The 16009-nt window shown below is 57.1% G+C and carries 14 protein-coding genes; 8 read left to right on the forward strand and 6 right to left on the reverse strand.

Going from position 1 to position 16009, the window contains the following annotated elements:
- Positions 1–218 precede the first annotated feature (218 nt).
- A complete protein-coding gene (locus PU624_RS05270; RefSeq protein WP_090966892.1) occupies positions 219–1724 on the forward strand; it encodes a CoA-acylating methylmalonate-semialdehyde dehydrogenase in 1506 nt (501 codons plus the stop codon).
- Positions 1725–1836: 112 nt separating this feature from the next.
- The gene (gene iolB, locus PU624_RS05275) at positions 1837–2655 is read left to right on the forward strand and encodes a 5-deoxy-glucuronate isomerase (protein WP_283546850.1); all 819 of its coding nucleotides are present in this window, start codon (positions 1837–1839) and stop codon (positions 2653–2655) included.
- A 91-nt stretch (positions 2656–2746) separates the two neighbouring features.
- Here iolB and PU624_RS05280 read toward each other — a convergent pair whose 3' ends face one another.
- Both PU624_RS05280 and PU624_RS05285 read right to left on the reverse strand, forming a co-directional pair.
- The gene (locus PU624_RS05280) at positions 2747–3595 is read right to left on the reverse strand and encodes a MurR/RpiR family transcriptional regulator (RefSeq protein ID WP_283546851.1); all 849 of its coding nucleotides are present in this window, start codon (positions 3593–3595) and stop codon (positions 2747–2749) included.
- A 589-nt stretch (positions 3596–4184) separates the two neighbouring features.
- The gene (locus PU624_RS05285) at positions 4185–6098 is read right to left on the reverse strand and encodes a bifunctional 5-dehydro-2-deoxygluconokinase/5-dehydro-2-deoxyphosphogluconate aldolase (RefSeq protein WP_283546852.1); all 1914 of its coding nucleotides are present in this window, start codon (positions 6096–6098) and stop codon (positions 4185–4187) included.
- A gap of 544 nt (positions 6099–6642) precedes the next feature.
- Between PU624_RS05285 and iolD the strand changes: the two genes are divergently transcribed.
- From iolD to PU624_RS22290, 4 genes are all read left to right on the forward strand, one after another.
- Positions 6643–8583, forward strand: a complete 1941-nt coding sequence (gene iolD, locus PU624_RS05290) for a 3D-(3,5/4)-trihydroxycyclohexane-1,2-dione acylhydrolase (decyclizing) (protein ID WP_283546853.1) — start codon at positions 6643–6645, stop codon at positions 8581–8583.
- 62 nt (positions 8584–8645) lie between these two features.
- Positions 8646–9656, forward strand: a complete 1011-nt coding sequence (gene iolG / locus PU624_RS05295; RefSeq protein ID WP_283546854.1) for a bifunctional inositol 2-dehydrogenase/D-chiro-inositol 1-dehydrogenase — start codon at positions 8646–8648, stop codon at positions 9654–9656.
- A gap of 47 nt (positions 9657–9703) precedes the next feature.
- Positions 9704–10600 carry a myo-inosose-2 dehydratase gene (gene iolE, locus PU624_RS05300; protein WP_283546855.1) on the forward strand — a complete coding sequence of 299 codons (897 nt, stop codon included), beginning with the start codon at positions 9704–9706 and terminating at the stop codon, positions 10598–10600.
- A 6-nt stretch (positions 10601–10606) separates the two neighbouring features.
- Complete coding sequence (locus tag PU624_RS22290; RefSeq protein WP_502921583.1) at positions 10607–10663, forward strand: hypothetical protein; 57 nt, start codon at positions 10607–10609, stop codon at positions 10661–10663.
- On the opposite strand, the gene PU624_RS05305 is transcribed toward PU624_RS22290, so the two are convergent.
- Complete coding sequence (locus PU624_RS05305; protein WP_003852180.1) at positions 10650–11204, reverse strand: DcrB family lipoprotein; 555 nt, start codon at positions 11202–11204, stop codon at positions 10650–10652. The genes PU624_RS22290 and PU624_RS05305 overlap by 14 nt on opposite strands.
- A 116-nt stretch (positions 11205–11320) precedes the next feature.
- A complete protein-coding gene (locus PU624_RS05310; RefSeq protein WP_283546856.1) occupies positions 11321–11986 on the reverse strand; it encodes a 7-cyano-7-deazaguanine/7-aminomethyl-7-deazaguanine transporter in 666 nt (221 codons plus the stop codon).
- A gap of 204 nt (positions 11987–12190) precedes the next feature.
- On the opposite strand from PU624_RS05310, the gene tusA reads away from it, so the two are divergent.
- Positions 12191–12442, forward strand: coding sequence for a sulfurtransferase TusA (tusA, locus tag PU624_RS05315; protein ID WP_283546857.1), 252 nt, complete (start codon positions 12191–12193; stop codon positions 12440–12442).
- A 53-nt stretch (positions 12443–12495) separates the two neighbouring features.
- Here the strand turns inward: tusA and PU624_RS05320 are convergent, their stop codons facing one another.
- Complete coding sequence (locus PU624_RS05320) at positions 12496–14784, reverse strand: zinc/cadmium/mercury/lead-transporting ATPase (RefSeq protein ID WP_283546858.1); 2289 nt, start codon at positions 14782–14784, stop codon at positions 12496–12498.
- Positions 14785–14869: 85 nt separating this feature from the next.
- Positions 14870–15499: a lysoplasmalogenase gene (locus PU624_RS05325; protein WP_179898785.1), complete on the reverse strand. Its 630-nt coding sequence runs from the start codon at positions 15497–15499 to the stop codon at positions 14870–14872.
- Between the two features lie 145 nt (positions 15500–15644).
- Between PU624_RS05325 and PU624_RS05330 the strand changes: the two genes are divergently transcribed.
- A complete protein-coding gene (locus PU624_RS05330) occupies positions 15645–16001 on the forward strand; it encodes a DUF2500 domain-containing protein (RefSeq protein WP_283546859.1) in 357 nt (118 codons plus the stop codon).
- Positions 16002–16009 lie beyond the last annotated feature (8 nt).

Below are 16009 nucleotides of genomic sequence, written 5' to 3' on the forward strand. Positions count from 1 at the left end.
GTATTAACCGCCCCCTGACCTCCTGACGCCGCCAGACACAATCGGACAGTAAAAATGCGATCCGTGCCGCTAAAAGCAAATTTTCCAAAAAGAACTATTTGAAAAATTTATTCCACTGTAATAGCTTCATAGCACGCTTTCAGGTTTGCCTGGTCAGGCAGTGTGGCAGGCCACAGGGTCTGTCTGCAGGGAACTTAACCATCTTAAGAGGCAACATCATGACAATCATAGGTAACTTTATTGGCGGTAAAACCACTTTCAGCGCCAGCAACGAAACCATTCCTGTTTACGATCCGGCAACCGGCAAAGTGGTTCGTGAACTGACGCAAAGTACCGCTGATGAAGTGGCCCAGGCGATTGGTGTCGCGCATGACGCGTTTGCAGCCTGGTCGAAAACCTCGCCGCTGCGTCGCGCCCGCGTTCTGTTTAACTTTAAAGCCCTGATGGAGCAGCACCGCGATGAGCTGGCGGCGCTGATTGTCTCTGAACATGGCAAAGTCTGGTCTGATGCACTGGGTGAACTGACGCGTGGCATTGAAGTGATTGAGTTTGCCTGCGGAATCCCTCATCTGCTCAAAGGCGAATATTCCCCGAACGTCGGCGGCGGCGTTGACAGCTTCTCGCTGATGCAGCCGGTTGGCGTCGTGGCGGGCATTACACCATTTAACTTCCCGGCGATGGTGCCACTCTGGATGTTCCCGATCGCGCTGGCCTGCGGTAACACCTTTGTCCTGAAGCCACCGGCGCTGGATCCTTCAGCGGCCGTGCGTATGGCTGAGCTGCTGACCGAAGCGGGCCTGCCGGATGGCGTATTCAACGTGGTGCACAGCTCTAACGAAGATGCTGAGCAACTCTATAAAGATCCGCGTATTGCTGCGGTGAGCTTCGTCGGCTCTTCAGGCGTGGCTGAGCATATCTATAAAACCGCCAGCGCCCATGGCAAGCGCGTGCAGGCATTTGGCGCGGCGAAAAACCATGCCATCGTCATGCCGGATGCCGATCTGGATGCCACCGTTAACGCCATCATGGGCGGTGCGTTTGGCTCTGCTGGTGAACGCTGCATGGCACTGCCAGTTGTGGTCGCCGTGGGCGATGACACCGCTGATAAGCTGATTGCCCGTCTGACACCGCTGGTGAAAGCACTGCGTATCGGCCCCGGAATGAGTCAGGGTGCTGATGAGAATGAGATGGGACCGGTCGTCTCAGCCGCGCACCAGAAGAAAGTGCTGGGTTATATCGACAAAGGCGAGCAGGAAGGGGCGAAGCTGGTGGTCGATGGCCGTAACGTGCAGGTAGCGGGTCACGCCGAAGGTTACTACGTTGGCGGCACGCTGTTTGATAACGTCACCTCAGAGATGGTGATCTGGCGTGAAGAGATTTTTGGGCCGGTGCTGAGCATCATGCGCGCTCCGGACTACGACAGCGCCCTGCAACTGGTCAACAGCCATGAGTTTGGCAACGGCAGCGCGATTTTCACCAGCAACGGTCACACCGCGCGTGAGTTTGTGCAGAACGTTGAAGCGGGCATGGTCGGTGTCAACGTGCCGGTTCCGGTGCCGATGGCATTCCACAGCTTCGGCGGCTGGAAGCGTTCCGTGTTTGGTGCGCTTAACGTTCACGGGCCGGATGGCGTGCGCTTCTATACGCGTATGAAAACCGCCACCGTGCGCTGGCCGTCCGGTCAGCAGACCGTGTCTGAATTCAGTATGCCAACCCTGGGCTAATTCATTTCAACGCTGATCACGACCGGCAGGATAATCTGCCGGTCGTTTTGTTCACGGGCAACGCGCCCGCGAAACGACCGCAGCGTCAATCGTGACAGAGAGGAGGATCAGGATGTCTTTACTGTCGAAAGTACAGGCCCCGGACGCACAGGGCCGTATTCAGCATGTCACGCCTGAGCGCGCTGGCTGGCGTTATGTCGGCTTTGATGCCTATATGCTGAAGAAAGGGGAAACCCTGCGTCTTACCAGCGGTGATAAAGAGCTGTGTCTGGTGCTGGTGGCCGGGCTGGCCTCGGTGAAAACCCGCCATGCTGAGTTTCCCGGTATCGGTAAGCGCATGTCGCCGTTTGAGCGCGTGCCGCCTTATTCCGTTTACGTGCCGCATGACGATGAAGTGGAAATTTACGCTGACAGCGATCTTGAGCTGGCGGTCTGCAACGCGCCCGGTCAGGGAAATCTGCCTGCGCGACTGATTGCGCCATCCGATGTCGGTGTTGAGCATCGCGGAAAAGGGCGCAACCAGCGTCTGGTGCATAACATTCTGCCTGACACTGAACCCGCTGACAGCCTGCTGGTGGTGGAGGTCTACACCAACGAGGGCGATACCAGCTCTTATCCCAGCCACAAGCATGACCAGGAGGAAAGTGAAAATGAAACCTATCTGGAAGAGACCTACTATCACCGTTTCGATCCGGAGCCTGGTTTCGCCATGCAGCGCGTCTACACTGACGACCGGTCACTGGATGTCTGTATGGCACCCTATAATCGCGACGTCGTGATGGTGCCGCGCGGCTATCATCCGGTGGCAACGCTGGCGGGTTATAACAACTACTATCTGAACGTGATGGCGGGGCCGGTGCGGCTATGGAAATTTACCTGGGAGAAAGATCACGCCTGGGTGAACAGCGACAGCTATCCGCGCAAAGCGTAAGCCACTGCGGTTTTATCCGTGTGTAAAGTACGTAGATAGCATCAAAAAGGGCAGCCGATGGGGCTGCCCTTTTTACTGTGCGGAACGCAGGTTACTGAGCAGTACTGTCCGCGTTGTTCAGCGCCAGTGACACCGCCAGCGTCTGCGCCAGGCAGAGCGAGGCGACCTGCGAACGGAAGCCATCGACCTGCGCTTCACGCACCACAAAGCAGACGTCGCTGAAAGCGGCCAGCGGGCTGACCTGGCTGTCGGTAATGGCGATCTGATGCGCGCCACGCTTGGCACCCATTTCCACCACTTCGACGGCTTCACGCGCATAAGGTGAGTAGCTGATTGCAATCACCACATCTTTCGGATTTACCAGGCTAAGCTGCTCGGTAAACATCCCGCCCAGACCATCAATCAGAAAAGCACGACGTTCCAGGTGACGCAGCGCGTAGACCAGATAGGAGGCGACGCTGAACGAGCGACGCAGGCCGATCACATAGATGTTTTCAGCCTCATTCAGCAGTTTCACCGCTTTGTTCAGCTGCTCAGGATTAACCTGCATCGCCAGCTGCTGCAGCGCCTGGCTGTTCACCATCGTAAAGACGTTGAGGATTTCCGCCGGACTTTCAGGCGCACTGGCGCTGTCGTCCGTTGAGGTCTGACGAAACAGACGAGCGCGCTCGGTATAGTTGACCGTCTCCTCCATCAGGTGCTGACGAAAAACCTGTTTCATTTCGTTGAAACCGCTGAAGCCAAACGCATTCGCAAACCGGATCAGCGTCGATGGCGGCACATCGGCCTGCTGGGCAATCGAGGCGACGGTATCGAAAGCAATACTGTTACTGTTATCAAGGATGTAGCGCGCAACCTGTTTAAGACGCTTGCTCAGCGTTTCATAGCGGCGACGAATATCGTCCTGCAAGAGAGAAAGTTGGGTGGGATTATTGTTCATCACTTCTGCCCGTATAATTAGAATAATGGCTGCATAATGAGCGCTATATTACCAGATGGATGGAAAATTTCATTTCTTTGCGTTAACGACGCGGTTTATTTCATGGCTTTATGAAATGGTTCACAGATTAGCTTTAGCGCCCGGGGCGCACATCTTCGCGGGCAATGCCAGGGTAAAAAACGGGATGAAATGACAGCAGGGGTGAATTGACAGAAGGGATGAAGGGTAACCAGTAAAACGCCATCCCGGTTGGGATGGCGTGATATTACTAAAAAGTCTGTCTCTGCCTGCTATGAGTCCGCACAGGCTCAGGTAACACGGTCAGATCGGAAAGTCGCTCAAGCCATCCATGGCCGCTCGGCCCGCGCGATTACGCACCTCATCCATGAGGTGCGGCCGTTGCCGGGCCAACGCTCTGCGTTGTTCAAAAACGCTCCCGGCGTTTTTTTCCGGGTGGCGGGACGCTTTCCTCTTCTGGCCATGTTACCTGCGCGTTGAGCTTATTCGTTGCTGAAACTTTCAGCCTGCTTTGAGTGAGTCAGCAGTCTGAGGCCATCGCGGTTGAGACAGCCTGAGGCAGCGCAGCAAATCAGGCGCGGGCAGCGCGCCAGTACTCAATCAGTCGCAGATAGTTGCCTTTTACGGTCTCAATCAGCGCCTGATCGTCCAGTTCACCCTGCAACCACTGACGAGAGGGCTGACCAAAGATGGTGCGACCCACCGCAAAGCCTTTCACCCATGGCGCTTTGGCCGCCGCCGCAAATCCCGCTTTAAGCTTCTCTTCGGGCGCATCCAGACCCAGCAACAGAATGCCGCGACAGTGGGGATCCTGCTGCTCAATCAGTGTACTGATCGCCTGCCAGCTCTCCGCCGACAGCGGTGGCAGTTTCCACCAGTCAGGCTGGATGCCCAGACGGTAGAAATGAGTCAGCATTTCAAGGTAATAGGCTTCATTCTTATCCGGATTACTCTCAGGCAGAATCACTTCCAGCAGCAGTTCATGACCGCTTTTGTTACAGCCCTTCCAGACGTCGAGCACCACATCATCCTGCTCTTTACGCAGTTCAGCACTGTCATGAGGATGATAGAAGACCAGACATTTCACTACGTGCTCGGCGGGCCAGTCGATCAGCTGCGAGCCGATATTGCCATGCTCCAGGCGCAACGGACGTGAACTGGGCAGCTCAATCGGACGGCCAATCCACCAGTTCTTACCGGTAATGGCATTCAGCGCTTTCTGACCATAGGTGGTATCCGCCAGAATGCCGCTCTTATTCTCCAGTCCCGCCTCGCTGGCCGCCTGCTGAGCGGCTTCCAGCAGCAGCAGTTTCAGCTGTGGAATGCGGCTCTCGTCAACGCCCGCTTCCTGCGCCATGTCCGCCAGCTGTTTGCGGTGATCAAAGGCGAAAACATTCAGCTCCGGCCACTCTTGCCTGCGGGTGGTTACGCGGTGCAGGTGGTTCAGACGGCTGTCGAGATCGGGACGCTTCACCTCTTTGTCGCGGCTCAGAAAATCATCCAGTTCCGCTTTGGTTGGCATGGCAGGAGCACAGCCGTGGCGTGAAACCACCAGCGCTCCGCAGGCGTTGGCGTAACGGCACGCCTGCTCCCAGCCTTCATCATTCAGCCAGCCGCGCAGCAGGCCAGACATAAAGGCATCGCCTGCGCCCAGCACGTTGAGCACGTCAACACGCACGCCAGTGTGCAGCTGAGTCTCTTCCCAGCTATCCGGAATATCACCCTCAAACACCACGCAACCCAGCGGGCCGCGTTTGCAGACCAGCGTCGCCTGGCTCGCCTTACGCACATTCTTCAGCGCGGTCAGGGTATCGGTGCTGCCACCGGCAATATGAAACTCCTCTTCGGTACCGACGATCAAATCGAAATAGTGCACCACTTCCTGCAACTGCTGCGTGACCTGTGACGACTCAATGAAACGCGTTTCACCGTCACCTAAAGAGGTCAGTCCCCACAACACCGGGCGGTAATCGATATCCAGCGCCGTGCGCAGGCCGTTACGGCGGGCGATATCCAGCGCTTTTAGTACCGCTTCACGGGTCTGTGGATGCGATAAGTGAGTCCCGGTTACCGCTACCGCACGGGAGGAGGTTATAAAGGATTCATCAATATCTTCCGGCACCAGACCCATATCGGCGCAGTTATCACGGTAGAAAATCAGCGGAAAAGTCTCTTCGTCTTTGATGCCGAGGATCACCAGTGCGGTCAGACGCCGCGGATCGGTGATCAGCGCATCGGTGTTACAGCCCACACGCTGTAACGCTTCACGCAAAAAGCGACCATTATGCTCATCTCCCACCCGCGCCAGCATGGCCGATTTCAGACCCTGAATCGCGGTGCCGTAGGCGACGTTGCCCGACGATCCGCCCAGATATTTCGCAAACGAGGTGACATCTTCCAGTCGCGCCCCGATTTGCTGGCCATAAAAATCAACGGCGATGCGCCCGATACAAATCACATCAAGCGGCTTCTGTTGTGTACTCATACCTGTGGTTTCCTTCTGTGATTAGCAGAGCTGGCGGGCGAAAAACCGACACCAGGTGCGCTCTGCTTCCGGGTCTGTGGGTGTCTGACTGGCTATGAAGCGAGTATGAGGAATAAAAATTCCATATTCAACACGAAATGAAATATCCATCGCAATTTTGTGAACCAGGTAAAACTCCTGATTGCCGTCCGGCTGTGCGGTCTCTGCCATCATGATGTGCGGTATGTCAGGGTTGTGAAGGGGATCGCAGGAATCCGCACGCCAGTCAGGCAAGCTGCTGCACTGAAATGAATTTTTTCATCACGGTCCACTCTCTGTTAAACGTTCCAGATTTCCCCTCTGCTATCCCCCGCCAGACCCGCTGCCGCCATTAAATTTGATCTCACTCGCAAAATGAAATGTTTCTTCTGTAATCGTGTTTTATGAAAAATATATTTGTTTATAATCGCCTCACGTTTCAGTTATTCCGGTCGCCTTTTCCGCCGATGACACCGCCTGGCGCGCTGTCGCGGAAGTCGGGGTCCACCAGCATGTAAGGAAGAATATGGGCACTATCAGACTGACCACGGCACAGGCGCTGGTTAAATTTCTTGATAATCAATTCATTGATGTCGACGGCGTTGAGACGAAGTTCGTCAAAGGTATCTTCGCGATCTTCGGACATGGCAATGTGCTGGGGCTGGGCCAGGCACTGGAACAGGACAGCGGCGATCTGATTGTCTATCAGGGCCGTAATGAGCAGGGTATGGCCCATGCTGCCACCGGCTTTGCCCGCCAGTCACTGCGCCAGCAGATTATCGCCTGCAGTTCATCCGTGGGGCCTGGTGCGGCCAACATGATCACTGCCGCTGCGACGGCGACGGCTAACCGCATTCCTCTGCTGCTGCTGCCCGGCGACGTCTTCGCCACCCGTCAGCCCGATCCGGTCCTGCAACAGATTGAGCAGAGCTACGATCTCAGCATCAGCACCAACGACGCCTTCCGCGCCGTCAGCAAATACTGGGATCGCGTCAGCCGTCCGGAGCAGCTGATGTCCGCCTGTATCAACGCCATGCGCGTGCTGACCGATCCGGCAGAAACCGGTGCGGTCACGCTCTCTCTTCCTCAGGATGTGCAGGGCGAAGCCTGGGATTACCCGGACTACTTCTTCCAGAAACGCGTACACCGTCTGGATCGCCGCCTGCCGGTAGCGGCGCAGCTGGCAGACGCCCTGACGCTGATTAACCGTAAGCGCAAGCCGATGATTATCTGCGGCGGCGGCGTGAAGTACTCCGAAGCGGGCGAGGCGCTGCGCCAGTTTGCCGAGCGTTATCAGATTCCCTTTGCCGAGACGCAGGCGGGCAAAGGCACGCTGGTCTCTGACCATCCGCTGAATGTCGGCGGCGTGGGTGAAACCGGCTGTCTGGCCGCTAACCTGCTGGCAAAAGAGGCCGATTTAGTGATCGGCATTGGCACCCGCTACACCGATTTCACCACCGCATCGAAATGGATTTTCCAGCATCCCGATGTCAGCTTCCTGAACATTAACGTCAGCAACTTCGACAGCTACAAGCTGGATGGTGTGCAGCTGCTGGCCGATGCCCGCGAAGGGCTGACCGCGCTCACCGCCGCGCTGGCCTCACAGCACTACAGCAACGACTGGGGCGATCAGATTGAGCAGGCGCAGAGCCAGCTGCTGAAAGAGACGCAGCGCGTCTATCAGGTGGAGTATCACGATGGCGACTTTGTGCCGGAAATTGCGGACCATCTCGACCGCGAAGCGGTGTTTGCTGAATTTAACCGTCTCACTCAGTCGCTGCTGACGCAAAGCAGCGTGCTCGGCACCTTAAACGAGCAGCTGCCGAAAGACGCAGTGGTCGTCGCAGCGGCAGGCAGTCTGCCAGGCGATCTGCAGCGCGTCTGGCGCACCAAAGATTACAACGCTTACCACGTCGAATATGGCTACTCCTGCATGGGCTATGAAGTGAATGCCGCGCTGGGTGCGAAGCTGGCACAGCCGCAGCGCGAGGTCTATGCGCTGCTCGGTGATGGCTCCTTCATGATGCTGCACTCGGAGCTGGTCACCTCGATTCAGGAAGGGGCGAAGATCAACGTGGTGCTGCTGGATAACATGACCAACGGCTGCATCAACAATCTGCAGATGGAACACGGCATGGACAGCTTCACCACCGAGTTCCGCTTCCGTAATCCGGAAGGCGGCAAACTGGATGGCGGCTTTATCCCGGTCGATTTCGCCGCAATTGCTGCCGGTTATGGCTGCAAAACCTATCGTGTCACCACGCTTGAGCAGCTCAAAGCGGCGCTGGAAGATGCCCGGACTCAGACGGTTTCCACCCTTATCGACATCAAAGTGCTGCCTAAAACGATGATTCACAAATATTTCAGCTGGTGGCATGTCGGCGTGGCGCAGGCCTCGAAAACCGAACGCGCTCAGGCGGTGGCAGACAAGCTCAACAGCCATCTGGATCAGGCACGCAAATATTGATTTCCGGGCCGTGCTGCGGCCCGTTTTCCTCTTCTCCGTATGAACCCTACACAGGTGTAATTATGACTTTGAAACTTGGCGTCATCGGTACAGGTGCAATTGGTCAGGAACATATTCGCCGCTGCAGCCATGTGCTGCAGGGTGCCCAGGTGGTTGCCGTCTCTGACATTAATGTCGACGGCGCGCGTGCCGCACTGCAACGCCTGAACATTGAGGCGGAGGTGTTTGAAAATGGCCACGATGTGATTCAGTCACCGAATGTTGATGCGGTGCTGGTCACCTCATGGGATCCGACCCATGAAGAGTTCACCTTAGCGGCGATTGCCGCCGGTAAGCCGGTCTTCTGTGAGAAGCCGCTGGCGATGAGCGCCGAGGGCTGCCGCCGGGTGGTGGATGCAGAGATTCAGGCAGGTAAACGCCTGGTGCAGGTCGGCTTTATGCGTCCTTACGATGCGGGCTATCGCGCCCTGAAAAAAGTCATCACCGATGGCGATATTGGTGAGCCGCTGATGCTGCACTGCGCACACCGCAATCCGACCGTGCCAGAGAATTACACCACGCCGATGGCGATCACCAATACCCTGATTCACGAGCTGGATGTGCTGCGCTGGCTGACAAACGACGACTATAAAACGGTGCAGGTGATCTTCCCGCGCGTGACGTCGAAGTCACATGGTCAGCTGAAAGACCCGCAGATCGTGCTGTTCGAAACCCACAAAGGCGTGCGTATCGACGTCGAGATCTTCGTTAACTGCGCTTACGGCTATGACATTCAGTGTGAAGTGGTCGGTGAAGAGGGTATTGCCCGTCTGCCGGAGCCTTCCTCCGTGCAGCTGCGCAAAGATGCGCGCCTGTCGAACACCATTCTGGTGGACTGGAAAGATCGCTTTATCGAAGCGTATGACGCTGAGCTGCAGGCGTTTATCAACGACATCAAAGCGGGCCAGCTGACCGGTCCTTCTGCCTGGGATGGCTTTGCCGCCTCCGTGGCCGCCGATGCCTGTATCAAAGCGCAGAATAGCGGTGCGATTGAGCCGGTAGAAATGCCGCCACGTCCCGCTTTCTATAACTGATTCAGCTGTCTATGCGGCCTGGCCGCTCTCCGCCTGGGAATGAGAAAATGAACAAAGAGAACGTAAAACTGGCTATCGCGCCGATCGGCTGGACCAACGATGACATGCCGGATCTCGGCAGTGAAAATACGTTTCAGCAGACCGTGAGTGAGATGGCGCTGGCTGGCTTTACCGGCAGCGAAGTGGGCAGCAAATACCCGCGCGATCCGGCGATTCTGAAACCGATGCTCGACATTCGCGGCATCGAAATCTGCAACGCCTGGTTCAGCACCTTTTTCGCTAATGGCGATAAAGAGAAGACCATCGAACAGTTCATCGGGCACATGAACTTCCTGCATGCGATGGGCGCGCGGGTGATTGGCTGTTCAGAACAGAGTAAAAGTATTCAGGGCACCACGCTGGCGGTGTTTGAAGAGAAAGCCATTTTCAGCGATGAAGAGTGGCGGTTAACGGCAGAGGGCTACAACGAACTGGCCCGCATCGCGGCGGAGAAGGGGATGCGCGTGACGCTGCATCACCATATGGGCACCGGCATTCAGACCACTGAAGAGATTGACCGGTTTATGGCGATGACCGACGAGCAGGTCGGTCTGCTGTATGACACCGGCCACGTCTATTACTCCGAAGGCTCCCAGCAGAAGATGCTGGCGGTACTGGAAAAATATCTGCCGCGCATCTTCCACGTGCATCTCAAGGATGTGCGTGATGAGGTGGTCGCCGAGGTGCGTGAGAATCATCTCTCGTTCCTGGAAGGCGTCAAAAAAGGCACCTTTACCGTACCGGGCGATGGCGTGATCGACTTCAAACCGGTGTTTAAAATCCTGGATGATTACGGCTACAAAGGCTGGATGGTGGTGGAAGCGGAGCAGGATCCGGCGCTGGCCAATCCGTTTGAGTATGCGGTGAAAGCGCGGAAATATATCCGGGAAAATACAGGTTTATAACATGCTCTGAACAAAGGCTGGCTTCTCTATGGGAAGCCAGCCTTTTGTTTTACTTCAGCGTAATGCTTTTCACAATGTTGTCAGCATCGCTCTGCGCCTGCTGCTGATTATCGCCTGGCAGCGTAATCTGCAGTGTCACCAGCTTGCCATCCACTTTTGCCAGAACAACGGAAGACCATGAGGTCTGGTTGTTGGCAGAAATCACGGTATCCAGCTGCTGTGCGGGCTGATCTTTCAGCGTCACTGATTTGTTCGACACCACCTGCAGCTGCGGGTCGCGGTTACGCTGCTGCTGTTCCATGCGCTTCGACAGCACATCCAGCCCATCACTGGTCGGGTCGCCCGCAATCACAATAATGGCGCGCGCACCAGTTTCATCCGCATAAACGTGCATGTTCGTCGTCTGCGAACCCAGTTTACCGCTTTTATCTGACATGCCTGGTGGCAGTGAGAAGCTCAGTTTGCCATCCATCAGCGTGACGGTCTGCGCCGACTGACTGGCGCTGACGCCGTTGTCGTTCGCCGCTTCATCTTTCTTCTGGTCACAGGCCGCTAAGCCAAGTACCAGTAAACCCATTCCTACATATTTCACCAGGTTGCGCATCAGAATCCCTTTTTAAGTTTCCAGTCAGCCGTTAATACAACAGGAATCAGGTTGCAAACGCAACCTGATGATTGTCAGAAGATCTTAGCGGGTAATGGCAGAATTTATATGAGTTCTTAGCCGAAATTGACCTGGCGGGCGGTCTGGCGCTCGGCCATCCGCTTCAGCGCGGCGTTGAGCAACACACCGTAGGCGGGCAGGAAGAAGACCATGCAGATCAGTACTTTGAAGCTGTAATCCACCAGGGCAATCTCAACCCAGTGCTGCGCCATAAACGCATCGGGGCTTTTATAGAAGGCGATGAAGAAGAAGGCCAGCGTATCGCTGATATTCCCCAGGAACATCGCGCAGCCCGGTGCTATCCACCACTGTGGCAGACGACGCAGACGGTTAAACACATGCACATCGAGGATCTGACCCAGCGCATAAGCCATAAAGCTGGCGCAGGCGATTCGGGCCACAAACAGATTCATCACTTCCAGTGCCTGCCAGCCCTGCCATTCGCCCTGATAAAACAGTGCCGAGACGCCGTAAGAGATAAACAGCGCCGGGATCATCACGGCCAGAATAATGCGTCGGGCCAGCGGTGCGCCAAAAATACGCACGGTGAGATCGGTCGCCAGGAAAATAAACGGGAAGCTGAACGCACCCCAGGTGGTGTGGAAGCCAAAGACGGAAATTGGCAGCTGAACCAGATAGTTACTGGATGTGATCACCAGCAGGTGAAACAGCGACAACCAGAAAAGCGCATGCATGCGCTGACGTGAAGAAAATGAGAGCATATTCAACCTTTTTAATGTTGGGGTGAGGGAACCCATTGCGGGACGCCGTTCGGGCAGCGCCTGGCAGTTTTATGAGCAAAAAGCGGCGGCATCTTACCGCGTTGTGCTTTTTATGCAATGGTTAATTTTAGCGCAATCGTTATCGCCTTGCTTCACCGCCAGCACGCGCTAGAATGAGCGCCCTTTACCTGAACCGAGTTGATTATGAGCGATGTTTTTTCCTCTGCCGACCATCAGCTGGATGCCCGTGGCCTGCGTTGCCCGGAGCCGGTGATGATGGTGCGCAAAACCGTACGCGGCCTGCAGGATGGCGAGACGTTGCTGATCATCGCTGATGATCCGGCGACGACCCGCGATATTCCCGGCTTCTGCCGCTTTATGGAACATGGCCTGCTGGCGCAGCAGACCGAGACGCTGCCCTACCAGTTTCTGATTCGCAAAGGCATGGCAGGTTAACGACAGCCGTTCGGACCGTCGTTAACTTCACTCATCGATCAGAAGCCGCCTGCTCAGGCGCGACGACGCAGTAACCGCAGCGCGTTGGCGGTGACCAGCGCGGTCGCACCGGAATCCGCCAGCACCGCCAGCCAGAGTCCGGTCAGACCCAGCAGGGTGGTGACCAGGAAAATCGCCTTCAGACCCAGCGCAATGCCGACATTCTGGCGGATGATGCGCCGTGTCCGGCGTGCCAGCGCAATCATCGGTGCCAGATTACTGAGCTGATTCCGCGTCAGGGCCGCATCGGCCGCTTCCAGTGCGACATCGGTGCCGCTGCCCATCGCAATACCCAGCGTCGCCGCTTTCATTGCCGGGGCATCGTTAATCCCATCTCCGACCATCGCCAGCGGCTGCTGCTGACTCAGTTCACGGATAGCCGCGACTTTATCGGCGGGCAGCAGGCTGGCGCGATAATCAATATCCAGCTGGCGGGCGATGGTCGCTGCGGCGCGTGGGTTGTCGCCGGTCAGCATCAGGCTCTCAATACCCAGCTTTTTCAAAGCCTTTAACGCCTCCACGGCATCGTCGCGCAGCTGATCGCGCAGGGCCAGTGCACCCAGCGCCTCGCCATCGCGCATCAGCACCACCAGGGTTTCACCTTCGGCTTCCTGTTGTGCAATCTGCGCGCTTTGCTGCGGCGTCAGACCGGGCGCATGGCCAGGCGTCAGCAGCTGAATCTGCTGGCCTGAGACCTGCGCACTGATGCCGCGTCCCGCCTGCACCTGCTGATCCTGTGCTTCGGGAATCGCCACATTACGTGCCTGCGCGGCCGCCACGATAGCGCTGGCCAGCGGATGAGTTGCACCCTGTTCCGCAGCGGCGCTCAGCGCCAGCATCTCTGTTTCACTGGCCTCGCCAAACCGCAGGATCTGCGTCAGCTGTGGCTTACCCAGCGTCAGCGTGCCGGTTTTATCAAACGCCATTCTGCGCAGAGAACTCAGCCGCTCCAGCGCCGCACCGCCTTTAATCAGTGCGCCCTGTCGCGCCGCCGCAGCCAGCCCGGAGGTAATCGCGGCGGGTGTTGAGATCACCAGTGCGCAGGGGCAACCAATCAGCAGCAGCGTCAGCCCTTTGTAGATCCACGGCTGCCAGTCGCCTGCAAAGAGCAGAGGCGGCACCACCATCACCAGCAGCGACAGCAGCATCACCAGCGGCGTATAGATACGGCTGAACTGATCGATAAAGCGTTCAACTGGCGCACGGTGCGTTTCCGCCTCCTCAATCAGCTGCAGGATACGGTCAATCGCGCTTTCACCCGGCTTCGACACCACTTCCAGCATCACCAGCCGATCCACGCTGGTGGCCCCGGCAAGGATCTTTTCGCCACTGGCGCGGGTGACCGGCAGCGATTCACCGGTCAGCGCGCTCTCATCGAAACTGGCGAGCGGACTGATCAAACGGCCGTCGACAGGCAGGCGACTGCCCGCCGCGACTTCAATCACATCGCCGGGTTGCAGCGCCGCCAGCGACACTTCTGTACGTTTGCCCTGTTCCAGGCGAATCGCCGATTCAGGCCGCAACGCCATCAGGCTGGTGACGCCGCTGCGCGCCCTGGAGGCGGCATAGCTTTCCAGCTGTTCACCCAGCTGAAACAGCACCAGCACCATCGCGGCTTCTGCGTGCGCGCCAATAATCAGCGCACCGGCTGACGCCACGGTCATTAATGTCTCAATGGTAAAAGGCGATCCGCTGCGAATGCGCTGCCAGGCACTGCGGGCCACCGGGATCAGGCCGACCAGCGTAGTCAGCACAAACAGCCGATCGCCCCAGGCGGGTGCGAACTGGCTGAGAACGCTGCTGGCGAGCACCAGCAGTGCCAGCAAAATCAGCATGCGGTTCTGCTGCCAGCCCGGACTGGCGGGCGGGGTGGCTGAGGTAGCGGAGGGGGTGGCGAGCCGGAAGCCGGCTTTTTTCACTGCCAGTTCAACGGCGTTTTGCACATCCTGGTCTGCGTTGACGACCAGTTTCTCGCTGCTGAACAGCACGCGGGCATCGTTCACGCCTTTTACCTGACGGACGGCAGTTTCAATGGTGCGGGCGCAGCCCGGACAATCCATCCCGCTGATCTGCCAGCTAAAGGGATAAGCGGAGCTTCGCCGGTCGCTTTCCTCAGCGGAGTCGGCATCATTGCCAGGGCTGCTGTTACTGTCACAGCAACAACCTGCGGTATCCGCCGTCACAGGCGTAGCAGCATGGATAGAAAGAGAGAGGGGACGGGCCTGACGAACCTGGCACAGCGGTTTTGCTGCGGCGTGACTGGCACGCGGTTTGCCGCAGCCACAGGCGTGATGTTGATGCATATGACCTCCGGATAATGGGATGAGCAACGCTGCCCATCCCGCTATCCTACACTCTGGAGTGAACTCCAGAGTCAAGGCTATTTTCTCAGACGACCCACAGTGAGCGCACGATCATAAAGTGACCGGCAAAGTAGCAGGCGGCAACAATCGCGCTGTCAGCGGTGAAGCGACGGCGATAGTGCGAGATGAACCAGACGGCGTTTGCCAGCAGCAGCAGACCGGCACCGACCATGATCGAGAAGCTGTAATCGGTCGGGCGGAAGAAGTACTGCTCGGTCGCTATCCAGGTCATCACCAGCGTCATGCCGATAAAGGTACAGACAGGCCAGCGCAGATCTTCCAGTCGGCTCCAGATGATGCCAATCAGAGCGGCACCGATGATGAGCAGCGTCAGCGGAATCGGCCAGAAGAAGGTCATGGTCATGCTGGCGGCGAAGCAAAGCGTATAGAGCAGGTGCGACAGGAAGAAAGCCCCGACGGCATAGAGCATCTGCTGGCGCGGCAGCAGCGTTAACGCATCACCGACCAGCGTGGCGACCAGACCGGCCAGAATCAGGTAGTCCGTGGTCTGCAGCACCGGTGCCTGCCAGGCCAGCCCGACGAGCAACAGCAGCGTGACCGGTTTAAACAGCCAGCGTTGCCACTGGGGGCCGCGATAGGTGGCGTCGACATAGAGCCAGCCGGAGAAAAGTACAGCGAGGAAAGACCAGAGCATTGTTTCTCCCTTTTTTACTCAAAATGGTGAAAGATCCCAAAATATCACTTCCAGTTTAGGTTAAGCCTCTGAGATGTGACAATCAGGCAACTCTGGTTGTATGCTTTGCCGCCTGATTCATTATCCCGGCAGGCCCGAAATCGCTATGAGCAAACCGCCGCTAATTTTTATCATCGTCCTGGCGATTATCGCCGTGCTGGCGACCCGTCAGTTCATTAAGCAACGCCGTGAAGTGGCGGTGAACGACGCGTCACCGGAGCGTTCTCTGCAGGCTGAGGTCAAAACCAAACGTGAATTTCCGTCTCCCAATCGCCGTTCACGGCAGCGTGAAGTGATCGCCGGGGAAGAGATGCGTTATGAGGTACTGTTTCATCCGCTGAACGGTGCCAGCGACATCAAGGTGCAGCTGAAAGAGGCGGAATATCATCAGCTGGATAAAGGCGCCAGAGGCGAGCTAAAGATGCAGGGCACGCGCTTTATCAGCTTCACGGCCCTGCCGTAACCGGCGGG

This window comes from Pantoea sp. Lij88, from assembly GCF_030062155.1.
Taxonomy (GTDB): domain Bacteria; phylum Pseudomonadota; class Gammaproteobacteria; order Enterobacterales; family Enterobacteriaceae; genus Pantoea.